The organism is Pseudomonas neustonica (genome assembly GCF_003797945.1).
GTDB classification, from domain to species: domain Bacteria; phylum Pseudomonadota; class Gammaproteobacteria; order Pseudomonadales; family Pseudomonadaceae; genus Halopseudomonas; species Halopseudomonas neustonica.
In genome coordinates, this window is the sequence record NZ_RKKU01000001.1 from 294,658 (window position 1) to 312,296 (window position 17,639).

Sequence of the window (17,639 nt, forward strand, 5' to 3'; positions counted from 1 at the left end):
TGCGCCGGGTAAATGAACTGTTTGTCTGCCTGCGTATCTGAGTGTCTGCATCAATCAACTGGTAAACGAGGTGGTCATGGGCCCAGTAAGGCGTTCACGCAAGGAAGATGCATCAGCCTGGACAGTGGCAGACAGCCGCAGCGTCTACGGTATTCGGCACTGGGGTGCAGGCTATTTCAATGTCAGTGATGCGGGTCATGTAGAAGTCATGCCGCGCGGCGCAGATGCTGGCAGCATTGATCTGCATGAGCTGGTCGGTCAGTTGCGTGACAGTGGTTTGGACCTGCCTCTTTTGGTGCGCTTCCCGGATATTTTGCAATCGCGTGTAAAGCAGCTGACGGGCGCTTTCGACCAAAGCATCGCCGCGCTGGACTACAGCAGCGGCTACACCGCGCTCTATCCAATCAAGGTGAACCAGCAGGAGACTGTGGTCGAAAGCATCATTGCGACCGAAAACGTGTCTATCGGCCTGGAAGCGGGCTCCAAGCCCGAGCTGATGGCCGTGCTGGCACTTGCGCCCAAGGGCGGCACCATCGTCTGTAATGGCTATAAGGATCGCGAGTTCATCCATTTGGCGCTGATTGGTCAGAAGCTGGGCCATAACGTGTTTCTGGTTATTGAAAAGGAATCCGAGGTTCGCTTGGTAATTGAAGAGGCGGAGAAGCTCGGTGTCACGCCACAGGTCGGACTACGTGTGCGGCTTTCATCACTGGCTTCCAGCAAATGGGCCGATACCGGTGGGGAAAAATCCAAGTTCGGCTTGTCGGCTGCGCAATTGCTTCGCGTGGTAGACGCGTTTACTGCGGCGGGTCTGCAGGATGGTGTGCGGTTACTGCACTTCCACATGGGATCACAGATTGCCAATTTGGCGGATTATCAGCACGGTTTTCGCGAGGCCATTCGTTATTTTGGCGAACTGCGTGCGCTGGGCTTGCCGGTCGATCACATTGATGTGGGTGGTGGTCTGGGTGTGGACTACGACGGTACCCATTCGCGTAATGCCAGCTCGATCAACTATGACGTCAACGAGTACGCGCAGACGGTCGTCGGCATGCTGAAGGACTTCTGCGACGAGCAGGGTCTGCCACACCCGCACATCTTTTCCGAGAGCGGTCGTGCCATGACGGCGCATCACGCGGTGCTGGTGGTTCAGGTTACTGATGTGGAACGCTACAACGACGTGCTGCCGCAGATAGACAATCTTGAAGAGCTGCCCCAGGTGGTGCGCAATCTGGTGGGTCTGCAGGATCAGCACGATATCGAAATGGTCACTGAGACCTATTGGCGGGCGACGCACTACATGGCTGATGTGGCGGCGCAGTACGCTGAGGGCAAGCTGACGCTGTCACAGAAGGCACTAGCCGAGCAGTGTTACTTTGCGCTCTGCAACCGTTTGCACACGCAGTTGAAGGCGCGCCAGCGTTCTCATCGTCAGGTGCTGGACGAGCTAAACGACAAAATGGCCGATAAGTACATCTGTAACTTTTCGGTCTTCCAGAGCCTGCCGGATACCTGGGCGATTGACCAGGTGCTGCCGATCGTGCCATTGGATCGACTTGAAGAGGAGCCGCTGCGTCGCGCTGTTTTGCAGGATCTGACCTGTGACTCTGATGGCAAGATTCGCCACTATGTGGACGAGCAGAGCATCGAAAACAGTCTGCCGGTGCATGAGTTGCGCGAGGGTGAGGATTATCTGTTGGGTATCTTCCTGGTGGGTGCTTATCAAGAGATCTTGGGTGATATGCACAACCTGTTCGGTGATACCGATTCGGTCAATGTCTACCTGCGCCCGGACGGTAAAGTAGTGCACGGCGGTATCGAGACCCACGACACCATCGAAGATATGTTGCGCTACGTGCACTTTGCTCCGGATGAACTGGTGACCTTGTATCGCGATAAGGTCGCAGGGGCCAAGCTGAGTCCCGCGGAGCGCACCCGCTTTGTGGATGCGCTGCGTCTGGGCCTGACTCGTTCGTCCTACCTTAGCGCCGAGTAGTGATCAGGCTGCGGCGGCCAGGCTGATCCAGGTCGCCTCAGCCCAGGCAACAGCCTGGCCGCTCTGGTTATACAGGGCGGTACCAGCAAAATGTTTGCGGCCATCGTGGCTCAGTGCCCAGCCGCTCACTACCAATTGCTCTCCGGCCCGGATGGGCTGATCGATGTGGGCGGCAAAACGCCCGAGTAGAGCGGTGCCTGCCTGGTCGCGCACAGCGAAGTAGCCCGGGCAATCCAGCGCCGCCCAAAGGTATTCACTAGCGACCACGCCATCTTCAGCTGCCAATGTCTCGTCTGGCGTCCAGAGCGCGGCGACGTGCTCTTCTCTTTGTTCGGTCGGACCGGCAAAAATACGCAGGCCATCCAGGGGTTCGCGGTCCGTCCCGCAGACGAAGCAACAGGGCAGGTTGTGCTGTTCAAATCCTTTGAAACCTTGCTGAGCTTTCTTGGCTGTATTCGCACTCACAGCGTCCGGCAGTTTGAGTTCGAGGTTGTAGGGCTTGGCGCTAGCCAGTAGCTGCTCGCCGAGCTTGAGCTGTGCGCCGTCAGCTTTAACGACTAGTTGCAGAGGTGTATCCAGTGGCGGTGGCGCATGCAGCGTGACTTGGCATGGCATGCCTAGCGCGTTGGCCAGCAGCCCGCAAACGTAACCGCCGTTGCCGCTGTTGGGTGGTCCGCAGAAGCGTGAGTTGATGGTGATGATCTGTTCTTTATGCTGCATAGCGATTCCTCAAAATACGGGCCTCAGTGGCTCCAGCCACCGCAGACGGGAAATACCTGGCCGACAAAGCAGTTGGCGGCGTCGCTGCAAAGATAGGCGGCGAAACTGGCGTCTTCTTCAGCTGATACCAATCGGCCTAGCGGAACCTCGCGTTGCAGGCGCGCCTGGAACGCCGGATTCGCCTGGATGTCGTCGGGAAAATAAGTGGGATTGTCGACGAAGTTCTGCGCAATCGCGTTGACTTGAATTCCTTTGCTGGCCACTTCGGCCCCTACCGCCTGAATCCAGGCCAACTGAGCACCGCGCGCGGCGCTGTAACTGGACGCGCGCTTCATACCGCGCAGCGCCGAGGCGCTGCCCATAAGCAGAATCTTGCCCTTTTGGCGTGCAATCATCCCGGGCAGCACCGCGCGAGCAAAACGCGGTAAGGGATCAACCATGTGGCGAAACAGCAGCCCCCACTCTTCGTCTTCGACCTCGCTGGCTGCTGTGCTGGGAGCGGGTACGCCCAGATTGAGCAGCAAAACATCCAACTCCCCGGCTTCTTTGATCGCCTGAGCTGGTGCTTTTGGATCCAGAAAGTCCCGTTGATCGGCTATCACTGTGGCACCACAAGCCTGCAGGATTGCGTTCAGTGAGGGGCCCATAAAATCATTGGCCTGGGTTAGCAAAATACGCTTACCGTCAAGGTTGCAAAGTGTCATAGCCAGTCTCCTGCTCTCGTCGACAACCTTTAGTATGCGGCAAAGTGTGCAGCCAGAAAGGGTAGCAGTTGGGCGTTCACCTCTGCTGGTTTCTCGGCTTGAATCCAATGCCCGCAATCAGCGATGACGTGTTGTTCAACCTTTGGGATAACGCTGGGCATTTTTTTGATGGTGTATGCCTCCAAAGAACCTACTGGGTCGCGGTCACCGATTAAAAACAAGGCAGGTTGCTCGATCTGTTTGCCGGCCAGTGGTGCCGTGCGCTCCCAGTTACGTTCAAAGTTGCGGTACCAGTTGATGGGGCCGTGAAATCCGCTCTGCTCAAAGGTCTTTACATAAACGGCGAAGGCTTCTTCTGAGCACCAATGCGGTGGGCTACCGGGATCGATGTAATCCTCCAGCCAGGCTGCGTCGGCGGGTTTGTCCTGCACTAGCGTATTGCCTTCCTGGCTGTTGGACAGACCATGCATCATCAACCGCATGGTGCGCGGTATGTCGGCTGCCATTTCCGCTTCTGCCAGTCCTGATTGTTGAAAGTAGACGATGTAGTGAAAACGATCCTTGTAGGCTTCGCGCATCATATTGATTGCCGGTTGCCGCGGGCGCCCCCCAAAGGGCACCGACATTCCGCATACCGCTTTCACCCGCGCGGGCTCAAGCAAGGCAAGATGCCAGGCGATGGGGGCCCCCCAATCGTGACCTATCATCGCTACTTGTTCATGACCCAGGTAGTTCATCGCTCCCTGAATGTCGGCGCAAAGAGTAATCAGATCGTAGGCTTCGACCGCTTCAGGAGCGCTGCTGGCACCGTAACCGCGCATTTCAGGGATGAGCACTCGGTAGCCTTGGTTGGCCAGCACTTTCGCCTGATGTAGCCAGGAGTACCAGCACTCTGGAAAACCGTGCAGCAGCCAGACGGGCCGACCGTCTCGGGGGCCAGCGGTATACAGACTTAGTTTTATGTTATTGGTGGGTACCAGCTGGTGCTCAAACTGATCCATCGGGGTGCTCCATTGGTGTGTGCTGGGGACACTATCGCAAAAGTACAGGTCCTTGGCTTGCTCCTTGCTTTAGCTATTCATCAGCCGAAGTGTGCGTCATGCGTGCAGTGGATGTCGGAAGATTTTATGCCTTGGTAGATATGTCGTGGAGCGCATAGCTGAACTATTCTCAGTGACGACGCGGTTTCGAAGAGCGAAGGAGAAATGCTCAGTATGAAAGGATCCAGGAATGGGGTCAGCTTGCAGTGGCTTATAGCCAGTACCATCGTCTTGTGTTTGCTGGCGATGCTGAGCATTACCGCCTGGCAAGGTTATCGTAGCTCGCAGACGCTGCTGATTGAGACCGCCAACGACTCTGCCCAGCAACTGGGGGCCTTGCTCAATGAAAGAGCAGAGCGTTTGCTTGACCCGGCTGAAGGCGCTCTGCGTATCTTGACCTTCGACCCGTTAGTGCAGTCACAGAATCTTGAGCAGCGGCTTCAGCGCCTGCCGGTCATGTTTGAAACCCTGCGCAGTAATCACACCTTAAGCGCTGTTTATATCGGCTACGCCAATGGCGACTTTTTTTTGCTGAGGCGGCTGCATGAAGGAGTGCGGCTTGGTCGCCAGAAAATACCGCTAAACTCGGTTTTTGTTGTGCAGTCGATTGAGCAATCGGCTGCTGGCGAAAACCCGGTTGCTCGTTGGTTGTTTTATGACAATCAGGGCGGGCTCTTGGAGAGCAGGCGCCTGCCTGACTACGACTTCGACCCGCGTAACCGGCCCTGGTATCAGGAGGCCGTTGTTTCCCCAGGTTTGATTCTGACCGAACCTTATGTGTTTTTTACCACGGGTCAGGTGGGTATCACCATGGCCAAGCACAGTGCCAGCGGGGCGGTGATTGGCCTGGACGCGTCGGTCAGTGATCTGGGCGGCGAGGTGACTGAGCTGAGGTTGACACCGGGCACCGAGACCGTTCTATTGAGCGGTGATGATACGGTGATTGCCTATACGGATCTGCAGCGTGTTTTTCAGCGCGATAGCCAGGGCGTGCATTTAGCCAGCCTTGAGGAGTTGGGGGTGCCTGTTCTCCAGCAAATTCAGTTTCTCCCTGAGCCGCCACGCCAGCCAAAGCTGCTGAGCGTAAACGGTGAGGATTGGTATGTGCTGAGTTTGCCTTTGAGCCGCATAGGCGATAGCGAAGGACATATTCTTATTGCCATACCGGAAGCCGAAATGCTGGCAGGGGTCCGTGATAGTTTACAGCGGCAAGCGCTTTGGGCCTTGGTGGTGGCCGCGGTATTGTTGTTGATTGGCTGGGCGCTGGGTCAGCGCCTCGGCCAGCCCCTGAAGCTGCTGGGAGACCAGGTTAATCAGTTGGCCAGCCTGGATTTCAATACGCCTATCGGTGTGCGCTCGCGCATTCGCGAGGTGAATAGTTTGAGCAAGATGGCGGCTCAGATGGCTAAGGCGATCGGTAACTTTCAAACGATCACGCATACGCTTAATCATGAAACCCAGCTCGAGCGGATGTTGGATGTTGTGCTGGCGCAACTGGTCGAGATTGCCGGCGGGCGCGGTGGCGCGGTTTATTTATGCGACGAGGATGGCGAGGTTCTGCGCCGCACTGGCAGCTCGCATGCGGAACACTATCCAGCGCAGTTGCCACTGACTGATGCTCTTTATGATGCGCCAGCGCGCACCTTGGCGGCTCTGCTGGACGATGAACATCGCTACCTGACGCTGGCTCTGCATGATCGCCAGCATGTACTGCAAGGTGTTCTGGTGGTGGAGGTCTCACCGCTGTTGCCCGAGGACTCTGTCCGCAGTCTGAGGCGATTTTTGGGTAGTCTGGCCGGGACGCTGGCAGTGGCGATCGAAACCCGTGAGCTCTTTGCAGATCAACAGATTTTGCTGGAGTCAATTATCCGCTTGCTCGCTACCGCTATCGATGCCAAATCACCTTATACCGGCGGGCACTGCGACCGGGTTCCGCAATTGGCCGAGATGCTACTCAAGGAGGCGGAGGCAACTCAGCAGGGCCCATTGGCCGGCTTTCAACTTGATGAGCAGCAGCGCTATGAGTTTAGAATCGCTGCCTGGCTGCACGACTGCGGCAAAATCACCAGCCCCGAATATGTGGTTGATAAGGCCACCAAGCTGGAAACGCTGTACAACCGTATCCATGAGATTCGCACCCGTTTTGAAGTGCTGTGGCGTGATGCCGATATTCGTTATTGGCAGGGCCGTGCTGCAGGTGAAGATGAATCTTTACTGCAGCGGCAACGGGAGCTTGAACAGGACCGTCTGCGCGACGATTTTGCATTGGTTGCCCAAGCCAATACCGGTGGCGAGTTCATGGCTGACACCGACGTGCAGCGGCTTGAAACCATTGCTCAGCAGAGCTGGTTGCGCCATTTTGATAATCGTTTGGGGTTATCCGGTGAAGAGGAACGGCAGCTGTCCGGCGTCCCTATCGCGCCGTTACCTGCCGAGGAAAAGCTACTCGCGGATCGGCCAGAGCATCTGTTTGCCTGGGGCGAGCGTAAGCCACCAGTGGTGGCAGGAGACCCAGCCAACCGTTGGGGATTTGATATGCAATTGCCGGAGCACAGCAAGAACCTGGGCGAGCTCTACAATCTGTGTATCGCGCGTGGCACTCTCACGGCCGAGGAGCGTTTCAAGATCAATGATCACATCGTGCAAACCTTGATCATGCTGTCGACGCTGCCCTTTCCCAAGTCACTAGCCAAAGTGCCAGCGCTGGCCGCCACTCATCACGAAAAACTGGACGGTACCGGCTACCCGCGTCGCCTGAGTGGTGACCACTTGTCGGTAGAAGACCGCATATTGGCTATTGCCGACATATTTGAAGCGCTGACGGCAGCGGACCGGCCTTATAAAAAGGCTAAAACGCTATCTGAATCGGTAAGGATTATGTTGTTTATGGCACGCGATCAGCACATTGATGCAACGCTGCTGGCCTTGTTTTTGCGCTCTGGCGCCTATCGTGACTACGCTGAGCGTTTTCTGGTGCCCGAGCAAAGGGATGAGATCGATGTTGAGGCGTGTGTCGGGCAACTACGCGACTGGGGTTTGTTGCATGACTAGTGAGGTCATGCGGGTATAACGGCCAGATGAAATTGGCCGCCCTCGGCTTCGAGTGGAGCCAGAGCCTGAATACAGTAGGTCAGCTCTTGCAGCAGTTGCGGTTGTTGGCTGCTCACGTGCAGGCCGCGTTCAATGTGCTGCTGCAGTGCCTCCAGGCTACTCATTCCGGCAGCAATGGGTTGCCAGCTCATATCCTCAATGCCATAAGCCAGGCCGGTTTCCGGATCAGTGATTGGCTCTGTAGTAGGTAGCGCAGTAGCGTCGTCGTCAATCAGTTCGACGGCCTGAATTAATTCGATTGCGGTAGTGTCGATGAAGCGGCTCAGCTCGGTTACACCCAATGTCTTACAGAGGCGGTCCAGCGCGCCTATTTCGGCACTGATCGCCTCTAACCGGCGATCACCGCCTTTGAAACTGCGGTCGAGCAAAGTATTTAGCCGTAGCACGCTGGACACTGATTTCTCCTGGTTGGGTGGCGCTGCAGTTGATTAGCTTACCGCACTGACTAGTGGGCTTGCATATCGGTGTTTACTCGATCCAGCGATATAGCGTGCGCCGGGTAATACCAAGAATATCGGCTGCCTTGCGTTTATTGCCGTCGGTGGCGTCCAGAACCTGATGAATATAGCGGCGCTGCACACTTTCAAGGCTGGGCAGTTGTGCCAGTGATGGCGAGCTGCTGATAGCCTTGAGTGGATCGCTCAAGGTGGTATCGATAGCTGAGCTGCTGGCGCTCTGCATACGCTCAGGCAGGTTCTGTAATTCGATGAAAGCGCCCTGAGAAAAAGTCGCAGCGCGCTCAACTGCATTCTGCAATTCACGCACATTGCCGGGAAACGCATAGTGCAGCAATGCCTGCAGGGCGGCGTCACTAAACCCTTTGAGTTCGCGTTGTTGGCGCGCGTTGAAGCGTGCCAGGAAAAAGTCCGCCAGATAGTGGATGTCATCGCTGCGTTCCCTTAGCGGCGGGACCTGCAGGTTGAAGGTCTCCAGGCGGTAGAACAGGTCCTCGCGAAAGCTGCCCTGTTCAACGCACTCGGCCAGGTTGCGGTTGGTCGCTGCGATGACGCGGACATCCAGCTGAATTTCGTGGTCGCTGCCGACCGGCCGCACATTGCCGTCCTGTAGTGCACGGAGCAATTTGGCTTGCAGTGCCAGCGGCATTTCCCCAATCTCGTCGAGCATCAGGGTGCCGCCCTCGGCCTGCTGAAAGAGTCCGGCTCGTGCCTTGCGGGCGCCAGTGTAGGCCCCCGCTGCGTGGCCGAAGAATTCGCTCTCCATGAGCTCTGCCGGAATGCCGCCGCAGTTCACCACCATGTAAGGTTTGCCGCTGCGCACGCTTTCTTCATGCACCGCGCGGGCGACCAGCTCTTTACCTGTGCCGCTTTCACCCTGAATCAGCACGGGACCATCCGCGCTCGCCATCTGCCTTATATGTTGAAACAGCCTGCGCATACTGCTGCTCTGGCCGATGATGCCGTGGAATTGCTCCACGGCCATGATCGAGCGATAGCGCTGAACCTCACGACGCAGGCGCCGATTCTCCAGTAACCGCTTGACCGTAAGCTGAAAGTGATCAATTTCCAGGGGTTTGGTGAGAAAATCATCGGCCCCGTTTTGTAGTGCATTGACCGCCTGCTGTACCGAGCCAAAGGCGGTGATGATCAGTACGGCGGGTGCGGGCGACAGTGCCTGTGCGGGCGGTAGCAGGCTGAGACCGTCAGCACCGGGTAGCCGCAAGTCGCTGATCAATAGGTCGATATCAGACTGCTGCAATGGTATGAGTGCCTCTTCTGCGCTGGCACAGGCGGTCACCTGATAGCCCTCGGCTTCCAGCTCTTCCTGTAGTAGCTCGCGTAAGCCGCTGTCGTCTTCAACCAGCAGCAAGTGTTCGGTATGGCTCATACGCTTGCCTCCTTGTGTATCGGTAATCGCATGCTGGCCCGGCAGCCGCCGTCGGGATGGTTGCTCAGCAGCAGCTCGCCGCCGTGTTCTTCTACAATGGTTTGCACTATGGCCAGGCCCAGGCCAGTGCCTTCGCCGGGGGGCTTGGTGGTGTAGAAGGGTTCCATTAGCTTTTCTCGGTTGGTTTCCGGCAGCCCGGGACCGTCGTCACTGACGCTGATCAGTAAATGCTGATCCTGATACTCAAGGCCGACCGTTACCTTGCTACTGGCTGCCTGCAGTGCGTTCCGTAGCAGGTTGAGAAGTGCCAGTTCCAGTCTCGCCGGATCACCGAATAGTGCTGGCAAATCAGTTTCATATTGGCTTTGCAGCGCTATTGCGGTCTGTTCAAATTCGGGGGTGATGGCATCGATTGCGGTGGCGGTCAGTTGAGCTGGATCGGTTTTACGCAGTGTTGCTGCTGCCGGGCGACTGTAGTCCAGCAGTTGCTTGACGGTGCTGGTGAGGCGGGCGACCTGGGCGCGAATGGCGGCAAATTCGCGCTGTTGTGGTGAGTCATTGGCGCTGCTGCGTTGCAGGCGATGAGTGCGGCCATCAATCACGCTCAGCGGTGCGCCCAGTTCATGCGCAACACCCCGCGCCATACCGCCAATGGCTGCCATCTTCTCGTTATCTTTGAGTTGAGCCAGCAGAGCGGTTTCTGCCGCGCGGTGGCCATCAACCTCCCTGCGCGCCTGTTCTATGCTGTCGAGCATATGATTCAGGCCTGTCGCCAGTGCGGCTACTTCGGTTGGCCCTTCCCGCGCGGCACGGTGCGAGTGATCGCCTTGCGCCACTTGTTGCATGTGCGCCAGCAGTTTGTCCACGTGTCGGCCGACGCCACCATAGTGACCAAGCATGACGGCGCAGATAATGGTCAAGCCCAGCAGGCCCCATGCTGCCCAGGCAATAATAGTGAGCTGGTCCAGGGCGCGGCCAAAATCGCTGGCGCGCCGAGTGATCTGAATCAGACCTTGAATATTGCCGCCCACATCAAACAGTGGCATGAAGTGCGAAAACAGATGTCGGCCCCCGACCTGGCTAAAGCCTTGCTGGGATTGTCCGGTAGTGACAATAAGGTCAGGGATCTTGGTTCGCGTGAGGTCGCTTTCGGTGACACCGGCCGAGGCCAGCCGCACGCCGTTGACATCGAACACTGACGCGCCGTAGACCTCGCCCAGCACAAAGACCGAGCCCAGTGCCAGCTCTATTGCCTGGCGGTCGTTCTCGCCTAACGCAGTGCCAATCGGAATGCTGATAGCGCGGCTGATTAGCTCCAGGTCGTTCTTTAATCGTTGTTGCTGGAATTGGTTGGCTTGCTCTAGCCCGAAGCGGATGCCCAGCGCCGTCAGTACCAGCAGCGGGAGCACGACAAATAACAGTAGGGTGCGTTGCAGGCCGCTGAGTCTAGGTAAGGGCCAGCGCTGAGTTAGTGTGCCAAATTTAAACGGTTCATTTTTGCTCATGTTTAAAAAAGATACATATAAAGCGGTGGATTGCCAATAGTGGGGGGCTATTTTTTATACTTTAATTTTATGTTTTATATATAAATCAGTGTCTTGAAGTGTTTTTTGCAAAGTTGGCACGGACTCTGTATTACCTTCAGTGAGTTCAACCGAAGGAGATACTCATGATGAACATTAAAAAATTCAGTGCTGCTCTTATCATCGCCACCATGACCGCCGGCGTGCCTGTCGCTATGGCGCAATCCATGGATAGCGGCGCGCAGCAAGGTTACGGTACAGCGCAGGCTGCAGCGCCGGTTAGCGAGGCTGATCTGGAAAAGTTCGTCAATGCGGAAAAGAAAGTTAACGAGATCCGTGAAGAGCTTACCGATGAGTTGAGCAGCGCCGGTGACCAGCAAGAAGCCCAGCAAATGCAGATGGGGGCCCAGAAAGATATGGTCGAGGCGATAGAAGGCGAGGATCTTGATATTCCCCGTTACAACGAGATCGCTTCACGCATGCAAACTGACATGGAGCTGCGTCAGCGCGCTCAGCAGGTCAATTAAGCGCCAGTACGGTTAGATCTCAGAAAGGGGCTTCGGCCCCTTTTTGCTGTGTGTTCGGTCGTGTTAGTTGGCGTCTATATATTCAGGCCGTTGCGCTAGCCCCCACTTCAGGTAGTCCACCAGTTGGCGTACCTTGGGTGAGAGGTGACGTTGCTGTGGGTAGAGTGCCCACACGGCGGTATGCGGGGGCTGATGTTGTGGCAACAGCGCGCGTAATGCACCACTGCGTAGATGTTCACGCACGTAGTAGTCGGGTAGCTGACACAGGCCAAACCCCCGCAGCGCCGCCTCCAATACCGCCTGCCCACTGTTACAGCGCCAGTTGCCCTGCACGCGAACGGGGACTTCTTTTCCTCGTTGCTGAAAACTCCATAGATCGTTACTGCCGATCAGGCAGTTGTGGCGGGGCAGTTCCGACAAGCTGTGCGGCGCGCCATGATGAGCTAGGTAACTGGGTGCCGCGCAAAGATACATGTGCCTGGGCGCGATGCGCGTGGCTATCATGCTGGAATCCTGCAGGCGGCCCAGGCGAATCGCCAGATCGTAGCTGCCGTGGAGCAGGTCGAGTGTCTGGTTGGTCAGGGTCATTTCCACCCGCAGTTGCGGATGGCGCTGCATGAAATCGTCCACCAGGGGCATTATGAAGCTCTCGCCGTAGGCCACAGCGCAGGTCAGGCGCAGTAACCCTTTGGGTTCGCTACTCAGGTCGGTGATGGCTTGCAGGGCTTCGTCGCGCGCATCTTGCAGTCGCTGACAGTGTTGCAGAAAGGTCTGGCCGGCTTCTGTCAGGCTGACTTTGCGCGTGCTGCGGTAGAACAGGCGGGTCTGCAGGCGATCTTCCAGGCGTGCGATTTGCCGGCTGACATGTGACGAGGATAACCCCATGCGCGCTGCGGCGCCGCTGAAGTGGCCAAGCTCGGCTACGCAGACAAACTCGTCTATGCCGTCCCACTGATTCATGCTTTATCCCTGTGTAGCAATAATGTTTTGCTGATCTGGCTATTATCCACAAAACGAAGGTCTACTACACTGCATGGCATCGTAAACACCCCGAGGAGTATTCGTATGATCAAATCTCGCGCCGCCGTGGCTTTTGGCCCAGGCAAGCCACTGGAAATCGTTGAAGTTGATGTCGCGCCACCACAAAAGGGTGAAGTGCTGGTACGTATCGTCGCCAGTGGTGTCTGTCATACCGATGCCTTCACCCTGTCGGGCGATGATCCAGAGGGTATTTTCCCGGCCATTTTGGGGCACGAAGGTGGCGGTATTGTGGAGGCGGTAGGTGAGGGTGTTACCTCGCTGGAAGTGGGGGATCACGTCATCCCGCTGTACACCGCCGAATGTCGCACCTGTAAATTCTGTACCTCCGGCAAAACCAATCTCTGCCAGGCGGTGCGCGCTACCCAGGGCAAGGGCGTGATGCCTGATGGCACGTCGCGCTTTTCTTATAAAGGCGAGCCTATCTACCACTACATGGGTACCTCGACCTTCTCTGAGTACACAGTAGTGCCGGAAATTTCACTGGCCAAAATTCCTAAAGAAGCCCCGCTGGAGAAGGTGTGCCTGCTGGGTTGTGGGGTGACCACGGGTATTGGTGCAGTGCTGAACACCGCCAAGGTCACTGAGGGCTCCACTGTTGCCATCTTCGGGCTCGGCGGCATCGGCCTGGCGGCGATCATCGGTGCGACCATGGCCAAGGCCAGCCGCATTATTGCGGTTGATATCAATCCGGCCAAATTCGACATTGCTCGTGAACTGGGTGCGACTGATTTCGTTAATCCAAAGGATTACGACAAGCCGATTCAGGAAGTCATCGTCGATATGACCGATGGCGGTGTGGACTATTCCTTTGAGTGCGTCGGCAACGTGCAGTTGATGCGCGCTGCGCTGGAATGCGCACACAAGGGCTGGGGCGAGTCGACCATCATCGGTGTCGCCGGTGCTGGCCAGGAAATCAGCACACGTCCGTTCCAGCTGGTGACTGGTCGCGTCTGGCGTGGCAGCGCCTTTGGTGGCGTAAAAGGGCGTACTGAACTGCCGGGTTATGTTGAGAAGGCGCAAAGCGGCGAGATTCCGCTGGATACCTTCATCACTCATACCATGGGCCTGGAAGACATCAACAAGGCCTTTGATCTGATGCATGAAGGCAAGAGCATCAGGACTGTGATTCACTTTTAAAAAATAGCGGGAAGCCTGAAGCGGAAAGCTGGAAGCAGTGCGAGGTTTACTCGACCCTTTAGGCTTCTAGCTTCTAGCTTCTAGCTCAAGCGAGGTTTCGATGGATTCGATTCTTGAACTGGTTTCAGCCAACAAAAGTTTTGGCGGTTGGCAGAAGCGTTACAAGCACCATTCCAAGGCACTGCGCTGCGATATGGTGTTTGGGATTTATCTGCCGCCGCAGGCGGATCAAGGCAAGCCTTTGCCGGTGCTTTACTGGTTATCGGGCTTGACCTGCAATGATGAAAACTTCAGCCAGAAGGCGGGCGCACAGCGTTTGGCCGCCGAGTTGGGTATGGTGTTGGTCATGCCGGACAGCAGCCCGCGTGGTGACGGCGTACCGGACGATCCTGAAGGTGCCTACGACTTCGGTTTGGGTGCCGGTTTCTATGTTAATGCGACTGAGCAGCCCTGGGCTGAGCACTACCGGATGTACGACTATGTGGTGGAGGAGCTGCCAGCGCTGATCGAAGAGCATTTCCCGGTCAGTGACCAGCGCAGCATCAGTGGTCATTCAATGGGCGGTCACGGTGCGCTCATCTGCGCCTTGCGCAATCCCGGTCGCTATCGCTCGGTATCGGCCTTCGCCCCTATTACCCATCCGCTGGACTGCCCCTGGGGGCATAAAGCCTTGGGTAATTACCTGGGCAGTGACCGTGAAAGCTGGAAACAGTGGGACGCCTGTGAGCTGATCGCCAATGCTCAGGAGCGCCTGCCGCTGCTGGTCGATCAGGGCGAAGCAGATAACTTCCTGGTCGAGCAGCTTAAACCGGAAGCGCTGGAAGCGGCGGCGCAGGCGGCGGGGCATCCGTTGACGTTGCGACGTCAACCGGGTTACGACCACAGCTATTTCTTTATCGCCAGCTTCATCGACGATCACCTGCGCCATCATGCTGAGGCGCTGGGTTTGCGTTAAGCACTGTGTCTATGCGCTGCGTCGGTCTGTCCCTGGCTATGCCAAGGGGTTAGAATCCCTGCCACATTTCATTGGGTAAGGTGGCAGCATGCGCATTGGTCATGGCTATGACGTTCACCGCTTTACCGAGGGCGATTTCGTCACCCTCGGTGGCGTCAGCATTCCCCATCGGTTTGGCTTGCTGGCGCATTCCGATGGGGATGTGGTGCTGCATGCCCTCAGCGATGCACTGCTGGGTGCGGCGGCGTTGGGTGATATTGGTCAACACTTCCCTGATACCGATGCCAATTACGCTGGTGCCGACAGCCGAGTGCTGCTGCGTCATGTGCTTGGCCTGCTTCACGGTAAAGGCTGGAAGGTGGGTAATGTTGACGCGACCATAGTGGCACAGGCGCCCAAAATGGCGCCGCACATCGCCAGGATGCGCGAGCTGATTGCTGACGATCTGCAAGTCACACTTGATCAGGTCAACGTCAAGGCGACTACCACCGAGAAGCTCGGTTTTACCGGCCGTGAAGAAGGTATTGCTGTGCATGCCGTTGCCTTGTTGCTTGCCCATGACTGAAGCCGAGTTGTTGGGCGCACGTGCCTGGGGTGAACTTTGCGGAGCGGCGGTGCTGAAGGCCGCTCCGGAAGATTTCCGCGTGACGGAAGTGCTGGATATCGAGTTCTCGGGTGAGGGTGAACACCTCTGGTTGCTGCTGGAAAAGCGTGGCCTGAATACCGAAGAGGTCGCGCGTAAGCTGGCGAAAGCCACTGGCGTCTCCTTGCGCAATATCAGTTATGCGGGCCTCAAGGACCGGATGGCGGTGACGCAGCAGTGGTTCAGTCTGCAGTTGCCAGGCAAGGCCGACCCGGATTTGTCTTCACTCTGGAACGACAATCTACGTTGCCTTCGGCAGCTGCGTCATAAACGCAAGTTGCAGCGTGGCGCACATAGCGCCAACCGTTTTCTTATCCGTTTGACTGAACTGCAGGCGGATCAGTCTCTATTGAACGAGCGCTTACAGTTACTGGCTGAGCAGGGCGTACCCAACTACTTCGGGCCGCAGCGTTTTGGCTATGACGGCGGTAATCTGTTTGACGCGCGCAGCTGGGCGCAGCGCAGTGCCTATCCACCGGCCCGTGGCACGCGCTCACGGCTGCTCTCAACTGCGCGCAGTTATCTATTTAATCAGATGCTCAACGAGCGGGTTGCCGCAGGCAGCTGGAACGTCGTGGTTGCGGGAGATTGTTTGGCGTTTACTCAAAGCCGTAGCCAGTTTCCGGCCGCTGAGTTGGCCGCTGATGATCAGCGGGTAGCGCAACTGGATTTGCATCCTACTGCGGCGCTGTGGGGTGCGGGCGAGCTGGCCAGCAGCGATATGCAGGCAGAAATGGAACAGGCGGTAGCGGCGCAGCACCCAGATCTGGCAGAGTGGTTGGCACAGGCCGGACTGGATCAGGCGCGTCGTATTTTACGCCTCCCCATAACCGGTCTTACGTGGCATTATCCATCCTCGGATTGTCTCGAACTTGAATTCACCTTGCCCACCGGTTGCTTTGCGACGGCGGTATTGCGCGAGCTGGTAGAGCTGGTCAGCCAGGCTGGCGGTGGGATAGAAAGCGAAAACTGATGCGTATTCTGATTGCCAATGACGACGGTGTGCTGGCGCCGGGAATCAAAGCCCTGCACGGTGCACTGTCGGATTATGCCGACTGTGTTGTAGTCGCCCCCGAAGAAGATCGTAGTGGCGCTAGCAGCGCTCTGAGCCTCGATCGACCGCTACGCCCCTTTCTGCACGAAAATGGTTTTATCGGCTTGAACGGTACGCCGACCGACTGCGTGCATCTGGGCTTGAACGCGCTCTATGAAGACAGCGTTGATATGGTGGTTTCCGGTATTAACCTAGGGGCTAACCTCGGTGATGACGTACTTTATTCCGGTACCGTTGCTGCTGCCCTGGAGGGTCGTTTTCTAGCGCGACCGGCCATGGCCTTCTCACTGGTAGGTCGCCAGACGGACAACCTGCCCACAGCAGCGGCTATTGCGCGGCAAATGGTTGAGGCTCACGACAAGCTGGACTTGCCGCCGCGTACGGTACTGAGCGTGAATATTCCCAACCTGCCGTTGAGCGAAATCAAAGGTATCCACTTGACCCGGTTGGGGCATCGTGCGCGCGCCGCTCGCCCGATCAAGTGGACCGACCCGCGGGGGAAGGAGGGTTACTGGATCTCGGTGGCCGGTGACGTTGAAGACGGTGGCGAGGGAACCGACTTTCACGCGGTGATGCAGGGATATGTATCGGTTACACCTTTGCGCGTTGATAAGACTCACTATGAAGTCTTTGATCGTCTGCAAAACTGGCTGGGTGATTTGGGCTGAACATGCTGCGCGACGAACTTTATAAAAACGGCATTGGCATGACTTCTCAGCGCACGCGCGAGCGCTTGCTTGAGCGACTGTTCGAAGAGGGTATTCGCAACCTTCACGTGTTGGAAGCTATTCGCCGCACGCCGCGGCATCTATTCGTTGATGAGGCGCTGGCGCACCGCGCTTACGAAGATACAGCCTTGCCTATCGGTCACAACCAGACCCTGTCACAGCCCTATATTGTCGCGCGAATGACCGAATTGCTGCTGGGTGGCGGGCCGCTCGACAAGGTCATGGAAGTGGGCACCGGCTCGGGTTATCAGACCGCGATCCTGGCGCAGGTAGTCGAACGTATATTCAGTGTGGAGCGCATCTACCCGCTGCAGGAGCGCGCGAAGGCGGTGCTCAAGGATATTGATATACGTAATGTGGTCTTTCGTCACGCTGACGGTAACTGGGGTTGGCCCCAGTACGGACCCTACGACGCGATTCTGGTGACGGCTGCACCGGCTGAGATTCCACCCGAACTCCTCGGGCAACTTGCTGACGGTGGCCGCATGGTGATTCCGGTTGGTGAGCAGGAGCAGCACCTTATGCTGGTTGTGCGCGACGGAGAAGAGTTTATTTACCAGCAGGTTGAGCCGGTTCGTTTCGTGCCTCTTTTAGCGGGCGCTATTCGGTCCTGAA

16 protein-coding genes are annotated in these 17,639 nt (G+C 57.0%); 9 read left to right on the forward strand and 7 right to left on the reverse strand.

The window, feature by feature from the left end; all coding sequences use genetic code 11:
• The first annotated feature begins 76 nt into the window (after positions 1–76).
• A complete protein-coding gene (gene speA / locus EF096_RS01355) occupies positions 77–1,996 on the forward strand; it encodes an arginine decarboxylase (protein ID WP_123887800.1) in 1,920 nt (639 codons plus the stop codon).
• 3 nt (positions 1,997–1,999) lie between these two features.
• Here speA and EF096_RS01360 read toward each other — a convergent pair whose 3' ends face one another.
• From EF096_RS01360 to EF096_RS01370, 3 genes are read right to left on the reverse strand one after another with little or no spacing between them, the layout of a single operon-like run.
• Positions 2,000–2,716, reverse strand: a complete 717-nt coding sequence (locus tag EF096_RS01360) for a hypothetical protein (protein WP_123887801.1) — start codon at positions 2,714–2,716, stop codon at positions 2,000–2,002.
• Positions 2,717–2,739: 23 nt separating this feature from the next.
• Positions 2,740–3,420 (reverse strand): SDR family NAD(P)-dependent oxidoreductase, encoded by a 681-nt coding sequence (locus EF096_RS01365; protein WP_123887802.1) that lies wholly within the window; start codon positions 3,418–3,420, stop codon positions 2,740–2,742.
• Between the two features lie 29 nt (positions 3,421–3,449).
• The gene (locus tag EF096_RS01370) at positions 3,450–4,421 is read right to left on the reverse strand and encodes an alpha/beta fold hydrolase (RefSeq protein WP_123887803.1); all 972 of its coding nucleotides are present in this window, start codon (positions 4,419–4,421) and stop codon (positions 3,450–3,452) included.
• Positions 4,422–4,634: 213 nt separating this feature from the next.
• Here EF096_RS01370 and EF096_RS01375 point away from each other — a divergent pair, with 213 nt between their 5' ends.
• Positions 4,635–7,511, forward strand: a complete 2,877-nt coding sequence (locus EF096_RS01375; protein WP_123887804.1) for an HD domain-containing phosphohydrolase — start codon at positions 4,635–4,637, stop codon at positions 7,509–7,511.
• A gap of 5 nt (positions 7,512–7,516) precedes the next feature.
• On the opposite strand, the gene EF096_RS01380 is transcribed toward EF096_RS01375, so the two are convergent.
• The 3 genes from EF096_RS01380 to EF096_RS01390 all read right to left on the reverse strand — a co-directional run bounded on the left by EF096_RS01380 (position 7,517) and on the right by EF096_RS01390 (position 10,921).
• Entirely contained in the window at positions 7,517–7,966 is a 450-nt protein-coding gene (locus EF096_RS01380; protein ID WP_123887805.1) for a hypothetical protein, read from the reverse strand.
• A gap of 73 nt (positions 7,967–8,039) precedes the next feature.
• Complete coding sequence (locus tag EF096_RS01385) at positions 8,040–9,416, reverse strand: sigma-54-dependent transcriptional regulator (protein WP_123887806.1); 1,377 nt, start codon at positions 9,414–9,416, stop codon at positions 8,040–8,042.
• A complete protein-coding gene (locus tag EF096_RS01390) occupies positions 9,413–10,921 on the reverse strand; it encodes a sensor histidine kinase (protein ID WP_123887807.1) in 1,509 nt (502 codons plus the stop codon). Before EF096_RS01390 ends, EF096_RS01385 begins: the two co-directional genes overlap by 4 nt.
• Positions 10,922–11,085: 164 nt before the next feature.
• Between EF096_RS01390 and EF096_RS01395 the strand changes: the two genes are divergently transcribed.
• Positions 11,086–11,466: a DUF4168 domain-containing protein gene (locus tag EF096_RS01395; protein WP_123887808.1), complete on the forward strand. Its 381-nt coding sequence runs from the start codon at positions 11,086–11,088 to the stop codon at positions 11,464–11,466.
• 63 nt (positions 11,467–11,529) lie between these two features.
• Here the strand turns inward: EF096_RS01395 and EF096_RS01400 are convergent, their stop codons facing one another.
• Entirely contained in the window at positions 11,530–12,426 is an 897-nt protein-coding gene (locus EF096_RS01400; protein ID WP_123887809.1) for a LysR substrate-binding domain-containing protein, read from the reverse strand.
• Positions 12,427–12,531: 105 nt separating this feature from the next.
• Between EF096_RS01400 and EF096_RS01405 the strand changes: the two genes are divergently transcribed.
• The 6 genes from EF096_RS01405 (at position 12,532) to EF096_RS01430 (ending at position 17,638) form a co-directional block, all read left to right on the forward strand.
• Entirely contained in the window at positions 12,532–13,644 is a 1,113-nt protein-coding gene (locus tag EF096_RS01405; RefSeq protein ID WP_123887810.1) for an S-(hydroxymethyl)glutathione dehydrogenase/class III alcohol dehydrogenase, read from the forward strand.
• Between the two features lie 100 nt (positions 13,645–13,744).
• Entirely contained in the window at positions 13,745–14,599 is an 855-nt protein-coding gene (gene fghA / locus EF096_RS01410) for an S-formylglutathione hydrolase (RefSeq protein ID WP_123887811.1), read from the forward strand.
• Positions 14,600–14,687: 88 nt separating this feature from the next.
• A complete protein-coding gene (gene ispF / locus EF096_RS01415) occupies positions 14,688–15,164 on the forward strand; it encodes a 2-C-methyl-D-erythritol 2,4-cyclodiphosphate synthase (RefSeq protein WP_123887812.1) in 477 nt (158 codons plus the stop codon).
• Complete coding sequence (gene truD / locus EF096_RS01420) at positions 15,157–16,215, forward strand: tRNA pseudouridine(13) synthase TruD (RefSeq protein ID WP_123887813.1); 1,059 nt, start codon at positions 15,157–15,159, stop codon at positions 16,213–16,215. Before ispF ends, truD begins: the two co-directional genes overlap by 8 nt.
• Positions 16,215–16,964: a 5'/3'-nucleotidase SurE gene (surE, locus tag EF096_RS01425; RefSeq protein ID WP_123887814.1), complete on the forward strand. Its 750-nt coding sequence runs from the start codon at positions 16,215–16,217 to the stop codon at positions 16,962–16,964. Before truD ends, surE begins: the two co-directional genes overlap by 1 nt.
• 38 nt (positions 16,965–17,002) lie before the next feature.
• Entirely contained in the window at positions 17,003–17,638 is a 636-nt protein-coding gene (locus EF096_RS01430) for a protein-L-isoaspartate(D-aspartate) O-methyltransferase (protein WP_177412286.1), read from the forward strand.
• Position 17,639: the final 1 nt, after the last annotated feature.